The sequence below is a fragment of the Serratia aquatilis genome, from assembly GCF_044865145.1.
Taxonomy (GTDB): Bacteria; Pseudomonadota; Gammaproteobacteria; order Enterobacterales; family Enterobacteriaceae; genus Chania; species Chania aquatilis.
In genome coordinates this window covers 1,508,829-1,528,545 of sequence record NZ_CP173186.1, presented here as the reverse complement: position 1 = coordinate 1,528,545, position 19,717 = coordinate 1,508,829, and the positions used below count along the sequence as shown (strand labels likewise).

The 19,717-nt window shown below is 53.3% G+C and carries 15 protein-coding genes; 1 reads left to right on the top strand and 14 read right to left on the bottom strand.

The window, feature by feature from the left end:
* The first annotated feature begins 157 nt into the window (after positions 1-157).
* Positions 158-1,348 carry an NO-inducible flavohemoprotein gene (gene hmpA / locus SAQUA_RS06930; RefSeq protein ID WP_380671991.1) on the top strand — a complete coding sequence of 397 codons (1,191 nt, stop codon included), beginning with the start codon at positions 158-160 and terminating at the stop codon, positions 1,346-1,348.
* Positions 1,349-1,442: 94 nt separating this feature from the next.
* Here hmpA and SAQUA_RS06925 read toward each other — a convergent pair whose 3' ends face one another.
* The 14 genes from SAQUA_RS06925 to SAQUA_RS06860 all read right to left on the bottom strand — a co-directional run bounded on the left by SAQUA_RS06925 (position 1,443) and on the right by SAQUA_RS06860 (position 18,768).
* Positions 1,443-2,627, bottom strand: a complete 1,185-nt coding sequence (locus tag SAQUA_RS06925) for a cytochrome c (RefSeq protein WP_380671989.1) — start codon at positions 2,625-2,627, stop codon at positions 1,443-1,445.
* Positions 2,624-4,534, bottom strand: a complete 1,911-nt coding sequence (locus SAQUA_RS06920; RefSeq protein ID WP_380671987.1) for an NAD(P)-binding protein — start codon at positions 4,532-4,534, stop codon at positions 2,624-2,626. Before SAQUA_RS06920 ends, SAQUA_RS06925 begins: the two co-directional genes overlap by 4 nt.
* Positions 4,535-4,654: 120 nt before the next feature.
* Positions 4,655-6,079 carry an aminobutyraldehyde dehydrogenase gene (gene patD / locus SAQUA_RS06915; protein ID WP_380671985.1) on the bottom strand — a complete coding sequence of 475 codons (1,425 nt, stop codon included), beginning with the start codon at positions 6,077-6,079 and terminating at the stop codon, positions 4,655-4,657.
* 79 nt (positions 6,080-6,158) lie between these two features.
* Complete coding sequence (locus SAQUA_RS06910) at positions 6,159-6,965, bottom strand: ABC transporter permease (protein ID WP_380671983.1); 807 nt, start codon at positions 6,963-6,965, stop codon at positions 6,159-6,161.
* Positions 6,955-7,899 (bottom strand): ABC transporter permease, encoded by a 945-nt coding sequence (locus SAQUA_RS06905; protein ID WP_380671981.1) that lies wholly within the window; start codon positions 7,897-7,899, stop codon positions 6,955-6,957. Before SAQUA_RS06905 ends, SAQUA_RS06910 begins: the two co-directional genes overlap by 11 nt.
* A 1-nt stretch (position 7,900) precedes the next feature.
* Positions 7,901-8,929, bottom strand: a complete 1,029-nt coding sequence (locus tag SAQUA_RS06900) for an ABC transporter ATP-binding protein (protein ID WP_380671979.1) — start codon at positions 8,927-8,929, stop codon at positions 7,901-7,903.
* A 96-nt stretch (positions 8,930-9,025) separates the two neighbouring features.
* Entirely contained in the window at positions 9,026-10,177 is a 1,152-nt protein-coding gene (gene ydcS, locus SAQUA_RS06895) for a putative ABC transporter substrate-binding protein YdcS (RefSeq protein ID WP_380671977.1), read from the bottom strand.
* A gap of 57 nt (positions 10,178-10,234) precedes the next feature.
* Positions 10,235-11,698 (bottom strand): gamma-aminobutyraldehyde dehydrogenase, encoded by a 1,464-nt coding sequence (locus SAQUA_RS06890; protein WP_380671975.1) that lies wholly within the window; start codon positions 11,696-11,698, stop codon positions 10,235-10,237.
* A gap of 111 nt (positions 11,699-11,809) precedes the next feature.
* Positions 11,810-12,733, bottom strand: a complete 924-nt coding sequence (locus SAQUA_RS06885; protein ID WP_380671973.1) for a LysR substrate-binding domain-containing protein — start codon at positions 12,731-12,733, stop codon at positions 11,810-11,812.
* A gap of 183 nt (positions 12,734-12,916) precedes the next feature.
* Positions 12,917-13,255, bottom strand: a complete 339-nt coding sequence (gene glnB, locus SAQUA_RS06880; protein ID WP_004847623.1) for a nitrogen regulatory protein P-II — start codon at positions 13,253-13,255, stop codon at positions 12,917-12,919.
* A 13-nt stretch (positions 13,256-13,268) separates the two neighbouring features.
* Entirely contained in the window at positions 13,269-14,891 is a 1,623-nt protein-coding gene (locus tag SAQUA_RS06875) for an NAD+ synthase (RefSeq protein ID WP_380671954.1), read from the bottom strand.
* A gap of 224 nt (positions 14,892-15,115) precedes the next feature.
* Entirely contained in the window at positions 15,116-16,456 is a 1,341-nt protein-coding gene (gene glrR, locus SAQUA_RS06870; RefSeq protein ID WP_380671952.1) for a two-component system response regulator GlrR, read from the bottom strand.
* The gene (gene qseG / locus SAQUA_RS06865; RefSeq protein ID WP_380671950.1) at positions 16,453-17,328 is read right to left on the bottom strand and encodes a two-component system QseEF-associated lipoprotein QseG; all 876 of its coding nucleotides are present in this window, start codon (positions 17,326-17,328) and stop codon (positions 16,453-16,455) included. Before qseG ends, glrR begins: the two co-directional genes overlap by 4 nt.
* Positions 17,329-17,331: 3 nt before the next feature.
* Complete coding sequence (locus SAQUA_RS06860; RefSeq protein WP_380671948.1) at positions 17,332-18,768, bottom strand: sensor histidine kinase; 1,437 nt, start codon at positions 18,766-18,768, stop codon at positions 17,332-17,334.
* Between the last annotated feature and the right edge of the window lie 949 nt (positions 18,769-19,717).

Sequence of the window (19,717 nt, the reverse complement as noted above, 5' to 3'; positions counted from 1 at the left end):
TGGTAATGCGGTTTATTCATGTTCAACAGGTACAGCCGTCGATTGACAGACCCGTAACAAAAGCAAGAATATTTACAGGTTTAAAACAACCCTATAAGATGCATTTAAAATACGCCTTATTAAGCGACATAATATGTCCCCTCAAAGGAGCCCCACCATGCTGGATAGTCAAACCATAGCAACCGTAAAATCCACCATCCCTCTACTGGCCGAAACAGGCCCAAAACTGACCGCCCATTTCTACGAACGTATGTTTGCCCATAACCCTGAATTGAAAGATATTTTCAATATGAGCAACCAGCGCAACGGCGATCAGCGTCAAGCGTTGTTTGATGCCATCTGCGCCTATGCCAGTAATCTGGAAAATCTGGCCGCCCTGCTCCCTGCGGTAGAACGTATTGCACAGAAGCACGCCAGCTTCAATATCCAGCCCGAGCAGTATCAGATTGTTGGCCACCACCTGCTGGCAACGCTGGATGAAATGTTCAGCCCGGGCCAGCAGGTACTGGATGCTTGGGGAAAAGCCTACGGAGTGCTGGCAAACGTGTTTATCCAACGTGAAGGTCAGATTTATCAGGAAAGTGAACAAGATAATGGTGGTTGGCGCGATTTGCGTGCATTCCGCATCGTGAAAAAACAGCCGCAGAGCGAGGTGATATCCAGCTTTGTATTAGCCCCAGTAGATGGTGGCAGGGTCGCCAACTATAAACCGGGCCAGTATCTGGCAGTCTACATTAACGACAGTAATCTGGAGCATCAGGAGATCCGTCAATACTCACTCACTACCTCACCTAATGGGGAATACTATCGCATTGCCGTAAAACGTGAGGAGCAAGGTACGGTTTCCAACTTCCTGCATCAAACCGCTAAAGAAGGCGATGTTATTCAGCTCGCCCCACCACATGGTGATTTCTTTCTACAGGTGGAAGCTACCACTCCGGTGGCATTGATTTCGGCTGGCGTGGGCCAGACGCCGATGTTGGGGATGCTTAACACTCTGCATGAAAATCAGCATCAGGCAGAAATTCATTGGCTTCATGCGGCTGAGAACGGCGCAGTACACGCCTTTGCCGACGAAGTTTCCGCTATCGCCGAGCGTATGCCTGCCCTGCGCAGCCACGTCTGGTATCGTGAACCGAACGCTGATGACGTAAAAGGCCACGACTATGACAGCCTTGGCCTGATGGACCTCAGCAGCATGCGCAGCACACTGAACAACCCGCTGATGCATTACTACATGTGTGGCCCGGTACCCTTTATGCAGTCGGTAGGTAAACAGTTGCTGGCGTTAGGGGTAGCAGCCGAACACATCCATTACGAATGTTTTGGCCCACATAAAGTGCTGTAAAGATCGAAAGACCGGGAAAGCGGCAAATTGTAATGCATAGGGAGCCCCTCTTTTTTGTTGAGATGGGCACCCGTCAGCATAGCTTCCTAAAGCGTTAATGCTGTTTCAGCGCCCGGGCTGCTTTCACCTGTTCAGCAGTCACCTGCGTAGCCTGATTTCCCCAACTGCCACGTAAATAGCTCATCAGATCGGCTGCTTTCTGATCGCTGAGTGCCCAGCCATAGCCCGGCATAACGGTTGCTGCTGCTTGCTGAGTGATCGGTGTATGTGCTCCCTCCAGCACTACCCGCAATGCGGTCAGCGGATTATCTGCCGTGACGCTGGTATTCCCCGCCAATGCGGGAATAACATGATCGACCCCCTCACCTTTATTACCGTGGCAGGTAGAGCAATACATGGCATAAGTCTGTTTACCAGAGGCCATTATGGCTTCGGGTATCGCTGATACTGCCTGCAGTTGCGGCGTTTTTTTCGTCAGGCTATGCAGGTAAAGTGCAATGCTGTTCAGATCGGCATCGCTGAGATATTGAGTGCTGTGCGTCACGACTTCGCCCATCGGCCCGGCCACTGCCGCATGCTGACTACGGCCTTTCTTCAACAAGGCAACCACTTCCCCCTGCGCAAGCCCACGCAGGTTTGATGCATACCAGCCATCCAACTCGGCACCGCTGAGAAAAGCCGATGTATTACCGTCCATACCCTTCTCCTGCATTGCCCAACCGCGTGGCGTATGGCAACTCCCGCAATGACCAGGCCCTTGCACCAGGTACGCGCCTCGGTTCCATTCGGTACTCTGCCCGCTGTCTGATTGATAAGGCTGTTCATCATGGAAGAGCTGGTTCCATACTGCCAGAGGCCAGCGCATGGAGAGCGGCCAACTGATATCGCTTTCGCGATTGGCGGTGTTTTGCGGCGCAACTTCGTGCATCAGATATTCATAAAGAGCGCGCATATCCTGCTCGCTCATTTTGGCATACGCGGTGTAAGGCATGGCGGGATAGAGACGATGCCCGTCCTTGGCAATGCCCTGACGCATGGCGCGGTCAAATTCTTCAAAGCTATAGTCACCAATTCCCTGCTGTTTATCCGGCGTGATATTGGTGGCGTAAATATTACCCAACGGAGTGGGGAACTTCAGGCCCCCGGCCAGTTCCGCACCTCCCGGTGCAGTATGGCAAGCGGTGCAGTCACCCGCTTTGGCAACATATTCCCCGGCAGACATAGCATGCGCCGAACCAGCTACCAGCAACAGCATCAGATACAGTGGGCGTAAGCTCATACGCCCTCCTTGGCAGAAACCCTGCCGTAAGCCAGTTCGTTTACCGCGCGCCAAGCCTGGTCAATCGCCGAGTTAGCATAAGGGCTCCAGTCTGAGTCTGAGTTGGCAATGGCAATCCTACCGATTGGTTGCCGCGCCGTTTCGATGATCTTTTTGGCTTCATCTTCATCATCAAACATGCCGTTGAGGAAGTAGGAATAGCCATGTGACCAGCGATTAACGGTGATCGCCTGAATATCCCGTTGATGGTCGAAGCCAGCAGCCCCCAACATGCCTTGCAACTGTTCACGGATCATCTGTTCATGCACGTCAAATGGGGTACCCAGCAGTAATGCGCGTCCTTTGCGTGACTGTTCACGCGGGCTCAGAGCACTCCCCGGCAGCGTGGGAACATAAACCATATGCAGCCCAATCGGCTGATTCGGATCATGCGGATGCTGATAGCCCCCCATACTCACCGGGTAATCCAGCTTCACGCGGCTATAAGGCGCGGTCGGAGAATAGACTTCGTGTACCCCGAGCTTGATGAACGGCTGCCAGTTGCCGATCACCACTTTGCTGTAGACCAGTGGGGCTTTCACGTTCTGCTTCAACGCTTGCTGCTGCTCATGCGACATTTCCGGTACCAGATAGGGGATCATCATGTTGTAGCCGGCCATCACTACCTGCCCGGCACGGACTTTCACTATCTTTTCCCCGATGATATAGGCAACTTCCGCTTTATCCCCTACATTCGCCACATGTAGACCGGTGCTGTTCAGCCGAAGTTTCACTGGCGATTCAGGGCGGTCAAGCTGGCTGTAATCAAATCTGGCCAGAATAATGTCGTTCATATCTTTGCCAGCCGGTGCCACTGCCGGAATAAGGTGGCGCACCATCAAGCGTGCGATGCTGGCGTTGCCATCCGGAAAGTGGAAGACATAGGGATCATCAAGATCTGCCTGCGACTCTTCATCCAGCGGCGGTAAATTCATTCCGTTCAGGCCCGGCAGATCGCAGATCCGCGCATCGCTGCACGACGTGGCGTCAATACCGACGGCCTGAAAGTCGTTGGTTGTTTGTTGGAAATAGCGGATCGCCATGTCACTCAGCCCCACTTTCTCGCGCAGGAACTGGCTATAGCTGTGCTTGTCCAGCCAGGCCACTTTCTCTTCTAGACTCATGCCCGGCAGGTAATCTTTTTCGACCGTGTGCAGTGCAATCAACGCCTGACGATCTTCTGCCGATAACGGGAAATCACCGATAAAGGCTTCATAGGAGCGGCCATTCAGACGGTCACGGGGAATATCATCCGCCACTACCCGGCCCGGATCGCCATTAACGACTTTATCAACACCAAAATTTTTGCGGTCGAAGTAGACACCACGGCTCAGATTCAGGTCTGGATAAAAGGTTTTGTCAAAAGCCTGTTCCAAGCCATCGAGGCTGACCCCGAGATTTTTCAGTAACCCCAGTGCGACCGGGCTAAAGTTGGAACGTGGTGACTGTAATGACTCACTGCCACCGTAGCCGAGAAGGGTGCCCTTATCGGTGCTGAATTCGTTTCGCTTGGCGTGCCCACCAAAATCATCATGGTTATCAATCAGCAAAATACGTTGCTGCTTGCCTTTCATCTGTTGCCAGAAACAGGCTGCCGCCAAACCGCTGATCCCTGCGCCGACGACCACCAAATCAAACTCTTCTTCAATGGGTACGCCTGCGAAGTCAAAGGCTTTGCCATCGCGCCCCAATTGATGAGCATGTTCGAAAGATCCGGGGTGGTTGCCGCGTAAACCCGTTAGCGCTGGCGGGTAGTAAAGGGTTTGATGTGCAGTTTGTGGCGATGCCCGCAAAACTTGCATCGGGGTAAGTCCTGCAGCAATGGTGATCGCCACTCCATTAAGAAAATCACGACGAGTGATGGCCATAATAGCTTCCTTCCGTTTTATCTACCCCGTGCATAAAACTACAGTTTTATGCACGGGATCGGGCATTTAAGGCATGAAGTCCGCACTATTGTGCAGATTAACCCTGTAATATCAAGAAGGTTAGTGTTTGAACATCACGTGACGGATCGCGGTGTAATCCTCCAGCCCATACATTGACATGTCTTTGCCATAGCCCGACAGCTTCTGACCACCGTGAGGCATTTCGCTGATCAGCATAAAGTGAGTATTCACCCAGGTGCAGCCATACTGCAAACGGGCACTCAGGCGATGAGCACGGCCGACGTCGCGGGTCCACAGCGAGGAAGCCAGACCATAATCCGAGGCGTTGGCCCAGGCCAAGACCTGCGCCTCATCGTCAAACTGCGTTACCGATACTACCGGGCCAAAAACTTCGCGCTGAACAATCTCATCTTCTTGACGGGCACCGGCCAGTAAGGTGGGCAGGAAATAGTAGCCGGGGCCATTGACCTTTTCTCCCCCAGTGACCACTTGTATATGGGGCAACGCTTTGGCGCGTTCAACAAAACCCGTGACACGTTCCAGATGCTGCTTGGTGATCAATGGCCCCAGTTCGCTGCTGCTGTCTTCCGGTGGCCCAATTTTTAGGCTGGCAACTGCTTCACCCAGTGCTTTCACCAACTGTGGATAAATGCCCTTTTGCGCGTAAATACGGCAGGCGGCAGTGCAGTCCTGCCCGGCATTATAAAAGCCGAAGGTACGGATCCCTTCTACCACCTGCTCCAGATCGGCATCATCAAACACCAAAACCGGCGCTTTGCCCCCTAACTCCATATGGGTGCGTTTAATTCCTGGAGCGGTATGGGCAATGATGTGCTCACCAGTAGCGATAGAGCCGGTAAGCGAGACCATGCGAACCAAAGGGTGCCCCGTCAGTACATCCCCTACGCTTTTGCCGCGACCAAACAGCACGTTGATCACCCCTGCAGGGAAAATACCGGCGGCCAGTTCGGCCAGCTTGAAGGCGGTCAATGGCGTCTGTTCCGAAGGCTTGAGAACCACACAGTTTCCTGCCGCCAGCGCCGGAGCCAACTTCCATGCCGCCATCATCAACGGGTAATTCCAGGGCGCTATCGAGGCAATAACCCCTAGCGGATCGCGGCGGATCATCGAAGTATGTCCGGCAAGATACTCCCCGGCGGCCAAGCCACTCAGGCAACGGCTGGCACCGGCAAAAAAGCGGAACACATCCGCCACTGCGGGCAACTCATCATTCAGTACACAGTGGTACGGCTTACCGCAGTTAAGGGATTCCAGTCTGGCAAAGGTTTCGGCATGCGCGTCGATCACGTCTGCTAGTGCCAGCAAATGTTCGGCACGCTCTTTGGGCGTGGTTTGTCCCCACTGTTCAAACGCCGTATTGGCTGCCTGTACGGCATCTTCAACCTGCTGTGCGCTGGCTTCAGCCACTCGCACAATCACTTCCCCCGTCGCCGGGTTAAATACCTCCAGCTTTTCGCCTTGGCCGGAAACCAGTTGACCATTAATCAGCAGTTGGCTTTGCATAGGATGATCCTTTTAAAAAATCGATAGAGGTCCGCCCCTAGCCTCGGCACGCCGAGCCTAGGGGCTGATTCATGTTGTATTATTTTCCGCTGCCTGCGACGCTCTCTCCGCCTTTGGTCAGGTAATACGCGCCCAAAATGGGGATCATCGTCAGTAACATGACCGAGAGTGCCACCACATTGGTAATAGGCACGTCACGGGGGCGACTAAGCTGGTTGAGCAACCACAGCGGCAACGTGCGCTCATGCCCAGCGGTGAAGGTAGTAACGATGATTTCATCGAATGACAGGGCAAACGCCAGCATTCCGCCCGCCAACAGTGCCGACCCCAGGTTAGGCAGGATCACATAACGGAAGGTCTGCCAGCCATCGGCGCCCAGATCCATCGAAGCCTCAATCAGGCTGTGGGAGGTGCGGCGGAATCGAGCAATCACGTTGTTGAAGACAATCACTACGCAGAAGGTGGCATGGCCGATAACAATCGTCATGATACCCGGCTCAATATTCAGCGCCTTGAAGGCGGCCAGCAGCGCAATCCCGGTGACAATCCCCGGCAACGCTATCGGTAACAGCAACAGCAGTGAAATGCTTTCCTTGCCGAAAAAATCCCGGCGATACAGCGCAGCGGCGGCCAAGGTACCGAGTACCAACGCAATCGCCGTCGCCAGGCAGGCGATCTGCACCGAAAGCAGTACCGCATCAATAATATCCTGCCGCCCGGCGGCCACGCTAAACCAACGCAGGGTAAAACCCTGCGGCGGGAAGCTGAACGCCGCCTCTTCGGTGTTAAAGGCATAGATTGCGATAATCGCCAATGGGAAATGCAGGAAAATCAAGCCACCCCAGGCAGCCAGCTTCAGGCCTAATGGTGCGCGTTCAGAGTGCATTGAAAGCCCCCAGACGTTTCACAATAGAAAGATAAATCGCGATCAGCACGATCGGCACCAGCGTAAAAGCTGCCGCCATCGGCATATTGCCAATCGCCCCCTGTTGGGCATAAACCATGCTGCCGATGAAATACCCCGGTGGCCCCACAAGCTGTGGCACGATAAAATCACCCAACGTCAGTGAGAAGGTAAAGATCGAACCGGCGGCAATCCCCGGAACCGCCAACGGCAGAATTACATAACGGAAAGTCTGTGAAGGACGCGCCCCCAGATCCGCAGAAGCGTGCAGTAGTGAAGGTGGCAAACGCTCCAGGGCCGCCTGGATGGGTAAAATCATGAACGGTAGCCAGATATAGACAAACACCAGAAAGCGTCCAAGCCCGGAAGTGGATAGCGTATTACCACCAACCCCCGGAATACTGAGGATCCCGGTAAGTAGAGGTTCCAGCCCCATATGCTGCAAGAACCACTGCGCTACGCCATCCTTCGCCAGCAGCAACGTCCAGGCATAGGCTTTAACGATATAGCTGGCCCACATCGGCATCATCACTGCAATGTAGAAAAACGCTTTCACTTTGCCACTGGTATAACGGGCCATGTAGTAGGCAATCGGGAATGCCAATACCGCGCTAGCCAGCGAGACCAGCACCGCCATGGTCAAGGTACGCACAATAATGTCGTAATTGGCCGGGTTGAACAGTGCGCGCAGGTTGGCAAAGGTCAGATCCGGCGTCACCGTCATGGTGAAATCGTCAAAAGTGTAAAACCCTTGCCACAAGAGTGTCAGCAGTGATCCCAGATACACCGCGCCAAACCACAGTAACGGCGGTACCAGCAGCAAAAGCAGGTACAGCGTGGGTTTACGGTACAGGTAGGTTGAGAGCGCACGGATTTTCCCGCCCGATGAAACTGGATGATCGATGCTCATATCCATCTCACCTCTCCTCCAGCAGTGGTACCATCGCCTCTCTGGCCCAGCAGGCCGTGACTGGCTGGCCAATCAGGCGCTGTTGTTCCTGTGCCTGCCACTGTGGGTTGGCCTGGCTGACCAGCAGTTTCTCGCCGCTGTTCAGCGCGATTTCGTAGCGTGTTGCCGCCCCCTGATAGTGAATATCCTGCAAAGTCCCCTGAACCTGAACTTCCCCCTGCATAGCCGGGCTTTGGTCCAGCAGGCGAATATGCTCCGGGCGGATCGAGAAAATGGCCGATTGCCCCAGCAACCGCTCAGCCAGATCGCGATGCACCACGTTAGAAGTGCCCACAAACTCGGCAACAAACGGCGTTCTTGGCCGCATGTACAGCTCGCGTGGCGCATCTACCTGTTCGATACGGCCATTATTGAAAACGGCAACCCGGTCAGACATCGACAGAGCTTCGCTTTGATCGTGCGTGACGAAAATAAAGGTGATACCCAATTGGCGCTGCAGCTTCTTTAACTCGCCTTGCATCTGTTCACGCAGTTTCAGATCGAGCGCTCCGAGAGGTTCATCCAGCAGCAGTACACGCGGGCGGTTGACTAATGCCCGGGCCAAAGCCACACGCTGACGCTGGCCACCGGAAAGATGCGCCGGTTTACGTTCAGCGGCAAACCCCAGCGCCACGCTCTCGAGTGCCTCTTTCGCCCTGGCCAGACGTTCAGTTTTGCCAACGCCCTTGACCATCAGGCCATAAGCTACGTTTTCCAGCACTGACATATGCGGGAACAGCGCATAATCCTGAAATACGGTATTCACATCACGCTGATACGGCGGTAGGTTGCTGGCCTCTTGCCCATGAATACGGATTGAACCTGAACTCAGTTGTTCAAAACCGGCGATCAGACGCAGGCAGGTGGTTTTACCCGAGCCTGATGGCCCCAGCATAGAAAAAAACTCGCCGTCCTGTATTTCGACAGAAACCCGATCAACGGCGCGAACATCGCCGAAAATGCGTGAAACATCGATAAATTGCACAGCAATAGTCATGATGTACGCTCCAAATTAATACTATCACTCATCAACGTTGATTCCGTAGGCGTAGCGCGCTAGCACACCAAGCGCGCTAATCTGATGGATTGGCTGTTATCTGCCGCCCATGATGGCGATGTAATCCTGCGTCCAGCGGCTATAAGGGACAAATTTGCCACCCTCTGCCTGTGGTGTTTTCCAGAACGCAATCTTGTCGAACTGGTTGAATCCATTGGTTTCACAGCCTTTGTCACCCAGTAACGTGCTGGCTTTGCAACCTGCTGGTGAGGCAGGCAACGAACCAAACCAGGCTGCAACGTCCCCCTGAACTTTCGGTTCGAGCGACCAGTTCATCCACTGATAGGCACAGCTTGGGTGTTTAGCGTCAGCATGCAGCATGGTGGTATCGGCCCAGCCGGTAACCCCCTCTTTCGGGAATACGGTAGCGATGGGTTGCCCTTCACCTTTCAGGGCGTTGGCCTGATACGGCCAGGCGCTAGATGCCACTACCCCTTCATTCTTGAAATCACTCATCTGTACCGAGGTGTCATGCCAGTAGCGGTGGATCAACGCACGCTGGCTGCGCAACAGTGTCAGAACCGCCTGATACTGTTCTTCGTTAAGCTGGTAAGGATCGCTAATACCCAGTTGAGGTTGGGTCGCTTTCAGAAACAGTGCCGCATCGGCGATGTAGATTGGGCCATCGTAAGCCTGCACCCGGCCCTGATTGGTTTTCCCGTCCGGTAGGTTTTGCTGTTGGAACACCACGGCCCAACTGTCTGGCGGCGTCGGGAAGGTTTTGGTGTTATACATCAGCAGGTTTGGCCCCCACTGGTAAGGGGTGCCATAGGTTTTACCCGCCACGGTATACCAAGGCCCATTCAGCAGGCGTGGGTCGATATTCTTCCAGTTGGGGATCAGCGCGGTATTGATTGGCTGAACGCGCTTACCGTAGATCAGGCGCAGTGAGGCATCACCAGAGGCGGTAACCAGGTCATAGCCACCTTTCGCCATCAGGCTGACCATTTCATCTGAAGTGGCAGCGGTCTTCACATTCACCGCGCAGCCGGTCTGTTTCTCGAACTGGGTGACCCAGTCATAATTTTTATCCGACTGACCACGTTCGATGTACCCAGGCCAGGCAATAATATCCAGCCGTCCCTCGCCTTTGCCCAGTTGTTGTGGTACATCAGCGGCTTGTGCCATGCCGCAGAGAACAGTGATACAGAGTGCGGAAAGTGTGGTGGCTGCGGTTGTTTTTCCCATCGTAATTACCCCTGTGTTGCGTATCGAGATACGACTGATTTTTTATGTTGTATGTGGCTAGAATACGGACTTGAATTTCGCCATCACATGCCTGACAACGCTGTAATCCTGTAATGAATCGCTGGAGAGATCCTTGCCATAGCCTGAGCGCTTTAAGCCGCCATGCGGCATTTCGCTCGCTAGAGTAAAGTGGGTATTGATCCAGGTGGTGCCGTACTGTAAATGGGCAGCAGTGTGCAGCGCGCGGTCGATATTCTGTGTCCAGACCGAGGAAGCCAGACCGTATTCGGAGTCATTGGCCCACTCCACCGCCTGTTCCAAGGTGTCGAAACGCGTCACGCTCACCACCGGGCCAAATACCTCACGCTGTACGATTTCGTCTGTTTGCAGACAACCCGCCAACAGCGTGGGCTGGTAGTAAAAACCGGGTCCGGAATGCGCGGCTGCACCGGTAATCAATTCGATATGTGGTTGGCTGAGTGCCCGTTCGACAAAGCTGGCTACGCGATCGCGCTGACGGCTGCTGATCAACGGGCCAATCTCATTGTCTTCATCACGCTTGCGGGCAAAGCGCAGGCTGCTTACGGCTTCACCCAGGGCTTCTACCAGCTTCGGGTAAATGCCAGCCTGGGCATATATACGACAGGCTGCGGTACAATCCTGCCCGGCATTGTAGTAACCGAAAGTACGGATGCTGTTGACCACCTCGTCGAGATCGGCATCGTCACAAACAATCACCGGCGCCTTGCCGCCCAGTTCCAAGTGGGTACGCTTGACACTTTTTACCGCTGCTTTGAGTATTTTCTGCCCGGTAACGATGTCGCCAGTAACAGAAACCAACCGCACTTGCGGGTGGCTCACCAAATGGCCTCCCACGCCTTCACCACCGCCGTAGACGATATTCAGTACCCCAGGTGGTAGGATTTCCTGCAGCGCAGGCACCAGCGCCAAAATAGTCAGTGGCGTATGCTCAGAAGGTTTGAATACCACGGTATTTCCCGCTGCCAATGCAGGAGCTATTTTCCAGGCGGCCATCATCAGCGGATAATTCCATGGCGCGATAGACGCCACTACCCCCAACGGATCGCGGCGGATCATCGAGGTGTGCCCGGCAATATATTCCCCGGCCAATTGCCCTTGCTGGGTGCGCACCGCTCCGGCAAAGAAGCGAAATACGTCAACAGCGGCTGGAAGGTCGTCATTCATTGCCTGGTGAAAAGGCTTGCCACAGTTCAGCGCTTCAAGCCGCGCCAGTTGCTCTGCCTGTCGTTCAATGGCATCGGCAATACGCAGTAAGAGAGCGGCGCGGTGGGATGGAGTGGTGCGTGACCAGTGGGAAAAGGCACGCTGTGCGGCGGAAACCGCGTCAGCAACCTGTGTGGAAGAAGCTTCGGCAATAGCAACCAGGGTTTCGCCATTGGCGGGATTAACGATACTCTCCTGCTGGCCTTCACCTTCAACCAACTCGCCGTTGATGAATTGCTGGCAGGATAAAACTGAAACAAGAGAGTTCTCTGTCATTGCCATCGCTCATGTAAATAAAAAGTTAACAAAATGTAATAAGTTAGCTTTCATCAGACTAAGCGAGCGCTTGGCGGACAACAAATACTAAATACTGAAGGAAGCCTTCGATTAAATCGAAGGCTTCAGGCTCAACACGTTCATCTTGCTATTCTCACGAGCAATAGTAAGGAATGGGGTTACCAACTCGGGTCTTGCACTGCCACGACGCCACGCCAACCCAATATCCAAGGGCTCCAGCGAATCCACCAGCTTGCGCGCTTCGATCATATTGCCTTCCAGTGACCAGGCGCGGTAGGCCATATCGGGCAGGATCGCTATCCCCATTCCCGCTGCAACCAGGCTACGCACCGCTTCGGTTGAGGCAGTCTTCATCGCAATCTCTGGCTTCAGGCCAGCACGCGTCCAGATGCGCCGGGCATGAACGTCCATTTCATCTACGTTGAGTTGGATCAGCGGTTGTTTTGCCACATCGATCAGGCCAATGCTTTCATTCTCGAGCAGCGGATGTAGCGGCGGCAGCCACAGGCGAAACGGCGAATGCATCAGCACTTCGGTCTGCAGTGCATCACGGTCTTCAATGTTCGACAAGATCAGCACGCCAATGTCTATTTCACCACTCACCAATAGGTGCTCGATATAGGGGCGTTCGTCCTCAATCACCTGGATTGTCACGTTGGGATAGGCAGACTTGAAGCGTTTTAACAGCTCCACCAGGAAATATCCCGCCACCAGGCTGGTTACGCCAATAGTCAATTTGCCGCTCAGGCTTTCGGTCCCCAACTGCAAACTGCGCTTGGCATTATCGACGGTCGCCAGGATCAGATAAGACTGGCGTAGGAACTGGTGTCCTTGGTGGGTCAGGTTCATTCCCTTGGCATGGCGTTCAAACAGCCTAACGCCGATATCGGTTTCCAGTTGCTGGATCGCCAGCGTGAGTGAAGATTGAGAAACAAACGCCGCCTGCGCCGCAGCCGAGATCGAGCCGGTTTCCGCCACGGCGATAAAATGGCGGATTTGGCGTAACGTCATCATGGCAATACCCTCAAACTAAATCGTTGCTCTGAGTGTAGATGCCCGTCAGCAAGCCATCAGGAAAAGTGTCAAAAACGCGATAGCGTTCGCTTTTTTAGAATGAGTAAGAAGAGAGTTGCCAGCACAAATGACAAAAGCGCAGCAGTGCTGCGCTTTCAGGAGAGCAAGACAGAGGTATTCAGGTTAAATCGCTTCTTCGTCCTGCTCGCCGGTACGGATGCGCACCACGCGCGCAACATCGAAGACAAAAATCTTACCGTCGCCAATCTTGCCGGTCTGTGCTGTCTGCATAATGGTTTCCACGCAGGTATCCACGATGTCGTCAGCCACCACAATTTCGATTTTGACCTTGGGCAGGAAGTCGACCATATATTCCGCACCACGGTAAAGTTCGGTATGGCCTTTCTGGCGACCAAAACCTTTAACTTCGGTCACCGTCATTCCGGTAATGCCCACTTCGGCCAGCGCTTCACGCACATCATCCAATTTGAACGGCTTGATAATGGCATCAATCTTTTTCATCGTTGTTCCTTAATTACCAATTTTTACGGCCAAAGCCGGAGGTGATCGGATAGCGGCGGTCTTTACCAAAGTTACGCGCAGTAATACGCGGCCCCACGGCGGCCTGGCGGCGTTTGTATTCGTTGATATCTACCAAACGGATCACCTTGCGCACCACTGCTTCGTCAAAACCTTCAGCAACCAGATCGGCAACAGACTTGTCGCGCTCGACATAACCTTCCAGTATGGCGTCAAGAATGTCATACGGTGGCAGGCTGTCCTGGTCGAGTTGATCCGGTGCCAGTTCGGCAGAAGGCGGGCGGTCAATCACACGCTGCGGGATAACATAGGAGACGGTATTGCGATATTCAGACAGTTTAAATACCAACGTCTTGGGAACATCTTTTAATACGTCAAAACCACCGGCCATATCGCCGTATAGCGTGGCATAACCCACGGCCATCTCACTTTTATTACCCGTAGTCAGCACGATACTGCGGCGTTTGTTAGACAGTGCCATCAGCACCACGCCACGGCAACGGGCCTGCAGATTTTCTTCTGTGGTATCGCGTTCGATACCGGCAAACATCGGTGACAGTTGATTCATAAAGGCATCGAACATCGGTTCAATAGAAACGATGTCAAATTCTATCCCGAGAATATCCGCCTCTTCTTTCGCATCAATGATGCTGATATCAGCAGTATAGCGGAACGGCATCATCAAGGCCTGAACCTTGTCTTTACCCAATGCATCAACGGCAATCGCCAACGTCAGCGCCGAGTCGATGCCACCAGACAGGCCAAGTACCGCGCCTTTAAAACCGTTTTTGGTCACATAGTCACGCACAGCAAGCACCAGCGCTTCATAAATCTGCGCCAGTTGCGGCAGTTCCGCCGCAGGAGCCGTCATCGGCACCACTTCCAGGCCGTTGAATTGCAACAAGGTGACCTGCTCGGCAAAGGCTGCCAAACGGTGGGTCATATTACCGGCAGCATCAAACACTTTGGAACAGCCGTCAAAAATCAGCTCATCCTGCCCACCGATCTGGTTAAGGTATACCAGCGGCAAACCGGTGCGCTGGCAATGCCCTGCCATCAGGGTTTTGCGGATATACGGTTTTTCACGGTTATAAGGGGAAGCATTGATTGACAGCAGGATTTCCGCCCCTGCCGCCTTTGCTGCATCCACCGGCTCCGGAAGCCAAAGGTCTTCACAAATCAACAGCCCCAGGCGATAGCCTTTCAGATCGACCACGCAGCTTTTGTCGCCAGCGTGGAAATAGCGCTTCTCGTCGAAAACGCCATAATTCGGTAGCTGTTGTTTGAAGTAGCGTGCCTGTAATTGCCCTGCGGAAAACAGAGACAGTGCGTTATACAGGTTGCCGTCTTCACGCCACGGATGGCCCACCAGAATAGCCACATCGGTAGAGGCTTGCTGCAAACGGTTCAGTTGAATATCACAGCGTTGGTAGAAATCATCACGGTACAGCAGGTCTTCCGGCGGGTAGCCAGACAGCGCCAGCTCGGTGAACATAACCAGATCGGCCCCCGCCTTCTGCTGCTCTTGCACCGTTTGCAACATGCGCTCGCTGTTGCCTTCAATATCGCCCACCAGCAAATTCAGTTGGGCTAATGCGATAGAAAGTGATCTGCTCATATCTCAATGGTCTGCCATGCCACAACAAAGAAAGCGGAGTGTATAACCGTCGCCATTCAAGCTGCAGCGTTGTTAGCTGCCTTAACTCACCCCAGTCACTTACTTGAGTAAGCTCTTGGGGCTTCGTTCTGTTGCCGCCTACCTGCAACTTGAATGAACTTGGGTATAAATCATCCCAGCTATTTTGTTAAGAACCTGCGTACGCAGGTTCGGAAAAGAAAACATCATTCTTTGAAATCGTTGGCATCCAGCTCGTGGCGCGACAACAATTTATAGAATTCAGTACGGTTGCGGCCCGCCATACGTGCGGCCTGAGTTACGTTGCCCTTGGTGATCTGCAACAGCTTACGTAAATAGTGTAATTCAAACTGATTGCGCGCCTCGACAAAGGTTGGCAGTACGGTATTTTCCCCTTCCAGCGCCTGCTCGACCAGCGCTTCGCTGATCACTGGCGCCGTGGTCAACGCTACGCACTGCTCGATGACGTTAACCAACTGGCGCACGTTGCCCGGCCAACTGGCGGTCATCAGGCGCTTCATCGCATCGGAGGAAAAACTGCGCACGAACGGCTTATGGCGCTGCGCCGACTCACGCAGCAGATGGTTAGCCAGCAGAGGAATGTCTTCGGCACGCTCGTTGAGGGCCGGGATTTTCAGGTTAACCACGTTCAGGCGATAATAGAGATCTTCACGAAACTCGTTCTTCGCCATCGCTTTGGGAAGGTCACGGTGAGTAGCGGAAATGATCCGCACGTTGATATCCAGATCGCGGTTGCTGCCCAATGGCCGCACCTTGCGCTCCTGCAAAACGCGTAACAGCTTTACCTGCAGCGAAAGCGGCATATCGCCAATCTCATCAAGGAACAGCGTCCCTCCTTCCGCCGCCTGGAACAGCCCCTCACGGCTGCTGACCGCGCCAGTAAACGCACCTTTGGCGTGACCAAACAGTTCCGACTCCAACAGTTGTTCCGGTAACGCACCGCAGTTGATGGCGATAAACGCTTTTTTCGCCCGTGGGCTGGCACCGTGAATGGCCTGCGCCAGCACTTCTTTACCGGTACCGCTCTGGCCATTGATCAGCACGCTGACATCCGACTGTGCCACCATCTTTGCCTGTTCCAGCAACCGCAGCATAATCGGGCTACGAGTGACGAAATCTTCACGCCAACTGTCGTCTCCGGCAGCAGGCGCCGAGAGCGACAGCGCTTCATCTATCGCTTTATACAGCGCATCACGATCGACCGGCTTGGTCAGAAAACTGAAAACGCCCTGCTGGGTCGCAGCAACTGCATCGGGGATCGAGCCATGAGCGGTCAGGATAATCACCGGCATTCCCGGCTGATACTTCTGGATTTCAACAAACAGCGCCATGCCGTCCATTTCATCCATCCGCAGGTCGCTGATCACCAGGTCGATCTTTTCTCGTGCCAACAGGCGCAGTGCCTCTTGCCCGCTCTCAGCGGTAGTGACATGAAATCCTTCGCTGGTCAGGCGCATTCCCAGCAATTTAAGCAGGCTGGGATCGTCGTCAACCAACAAAAGATTGGCCGGTTTGCGAACTGTCATTGTGCTGGGGACTCCTTATGAGCGGGGGACGGCACGAAGGTGTCTTCTGGCTCCACGGGCAGAGCGGTTCCTGACTCCGTCACTGGAGCGGGTTCAGGCTCAGCTGCTTTAGCAGGGGCTGCGGGCTTGCCTGCCGCATCCGTCTTAGGCTGGGTGGCACTATTTTCAGGCATTTCACTCGGCATCGGCTTGCGTGACGAGAGCTGACGCTCGATATCCGTAAGATTTTCTAGCTTGCGCGAGGTTTCCTGCAGTTGGTTCTGCAAATGGTTCTGGCTCTGACGTAACGCCTCTATCTGGTTATCTGAACTTTCCTGCAGATGCTGAAAACGTGCTCGCTCGTCGGACAGGGTGATCTGTAGAACCTGCTGCTGACGCCACAATTGCAGCAGTGGGCGCAGCGAATTAGGGAATTCAAGACGATAGCTGTTCAGACGGTCTACCATCTGGCGGCGCTCAGCCAGTGTTGGCTCAGCATTGCCCAACAAAATGCTCTGCTTGAAAATATTGTACCAGTTGCCAGTTGGCAAGGTTTTTGCCAGTGCTCGTGCGTCAGCGGTGCCGACACGCTCAGAACAATCCATTGCCCTAAGCCAATAGAGTGAGTTTTCCAACACCTCTTTATCATCAAGCTGCCACAGCGCGTCACAAGCAACAACACGATAGTCCAGCACTTTGGTTTCAGGAATGGTTTCCTGCTGTTGGGACAAGCTACTGCTGACGACCCGATCGGTACACCCCATCAGCAACAACGGTGCCAATAGAAGTGTGCCTATTAATTTAAGCGGATGTTTGCCGAGCTGTTCGCGTTGAGAGAAGCGCGGTAAACCCTTGTTCTGCGGTAGATGAGCGCGTTTAGACTCTGTGTGCATTGTTTATTCATTCTCGGCAGTTAATGGCAATTCAATTCGGAAACAGACATCGGCATCTGGGATGTTAATCAGTTTCAATTCTCCGCGCATGCGACGGATGCAGTCCTGCGCGATACTCAACCCCAGCCCGCTTCCTTTAACAGCCCCTTTTCGCTGGTGACTCCCCTGGAAAAAAGGCTCGAAAATCATGGTTTGTTCTTTTTCAGGGATCGGTGTACCAGTATTGGCGACATCGATCTGTACCCGTTGATCAATCTGACGGCTACGGATCCAAATGTTACCGGATTCCATGCCGTAGTGCACCGCATTGGAGTAGAGATTATCCAGTACACGCATTAATAACGTAGGCTCCGCCCAACAGATTGCCGCCTCAAGCTTCACCTCCGTGCGGATCAACTTGGCCCGCGCTGGCAAACTGTGGGCGGACACGACCATGTCGATCAACTCTTCCAGATCGACATTCTCATGTTCCGATGGGCCATCGGCCAGTTTGCGGTTGTAATCCAACAGTTGCTCAATCAGTTGTTGCAGGTGGCGGCTGCTCTGATCGAGGATCGCCACTACCTCTTTTTGGTCGGAAGTCAGCGTGCCAACGACTTCATCAGCCAGCAGTTCGGTTCCTTCGCGCATGCTTGCCAGAGGCGTTTTCAATTCATGAGAGATATGGCGCAAGAACTCATGACGTTGCGATTCCAGCCATGCCAAACGCTCACTCAGCCAGATAATACGCTGAGCCAACGAGCGCAGCTCGCGTGGACCTTTGAAAGAAGCCGTCGTGCCGATAGGCCGCCCTTCTCCCAAACGATTAATCATACGCTCAACGGCCTTGACTGGCCCGATAATCATGCGGGTAAACAGCACGACCAACAGCACACTGACCAAAAACAGTATTAGTGCCTGCCAACCAAAGTATTGGCCACGTTCGGCAATCGCCTGCTGTAACTGTTGGCCGCGGGAAAAAATAACGTTACGGGTGGCCTGAACCATTTCGGCATTCGATATTGAGAATGACTCCAATAACTTCGAAGCCTCTTTATCTGGCCCACTGCTCTGGCATTTGATAGTAGCAAGCTCGGTCAACAGGTTACGTAACGTCTGATAGTAACGGTTATCCGGCAGGATCGGGGCGTGGGCATCCAGCATCTGTGAATATTGTTTGCGCTGGTTCTGGTATAAGCGTTCCAGCGTTGGGTCCACCAGTACACAGTACTGCCGGTAGCTACGCTCCATTCCCAATGCCACACCGGTCATCGCCTCACTGCGCCTGGCATCCACCAGCGTTGTGCGGTTGATATCTGCCGCCTGTGCGCTCAGATGATCCAGACTCTGGTAAGCCTGATAAGCCAATACCAAGAGCGGTAGCAGTACCAGCAGGAATGCCATTACTACCAACTGACGCAACGAACGCGGAAATAGACGCCATCTTTTCAAAAAAATCATCTCATTATTTGTTGGGCTATGGCTCGCCGTTGGCGAAACTGAACATGGCCATGCGTTGTCCCCCCAGAACCCGGAAAATAGGCATGCGGGCCCACGAACTTATCAGAGCCATTTTATTGGTTGCAATGATGCTAACCGAGTCGACGGGGAGAAAAAAGCCCGGCGGGTAATAATCCTCGCGACAACTCGCAAAGCGCTGCATTAAGCACAAAAAAAAAGCACTGGTCGCAAGACTCAGTGCTTAATCAAACAACAAATATTACCCGCTTGCGGAAAAACGGGCATGCTGAAGGGCAATCTGAATATCCCCTTCGCAGAACGGGTTTGGCTCTATTTTGCCATTAACCTGAATTAATCGGAGAAGATAGGTGATTAGTTAGTCTGCGCGAATGCGCTAATTGCTTTGACGCTGGGGCTTTCGCCCCATCGCAAGGAATAAGTGGATGCCCTTACGCCTCGTCCCCAGGGTGATGTAGCACAAGGCTGGCATCGAATCAGGACGAATAGCATCCATATGTATCCGGAATTGATGAACACTTCATCACAGTTGGATACAAGGCGGTGCCTCACTCAACGTGTCGTCCGATGTTTGATAAAGTCGCTTGCGCTTCTGTTATCGGTTTAGTTGGACGATAGGCACCATTTCTTTGGCATCATTCGGGGGGCTTATGAGGCGCTGTTCCGTCTATCACGGGGCCAATCATAAAAAGTTGAATGAGCAACTGGCAATAGTATTGCACCATCCGTGCCAACTTTAAAAATAAAATCACAACCAACTGTTTTTAATGATTTTTTAAAATAAAGCCTCGCTATATCATCCTCAGGAATGGCCAAGTATGGGTAATAATCGCCCTTAGCGTCGCCAATACCCGACAAGATAAGCCAAGCATTTTAAGTACCATTAAAATCAATTAGTTAAATGTCACCTTTTAGAGACAGACAATAGACC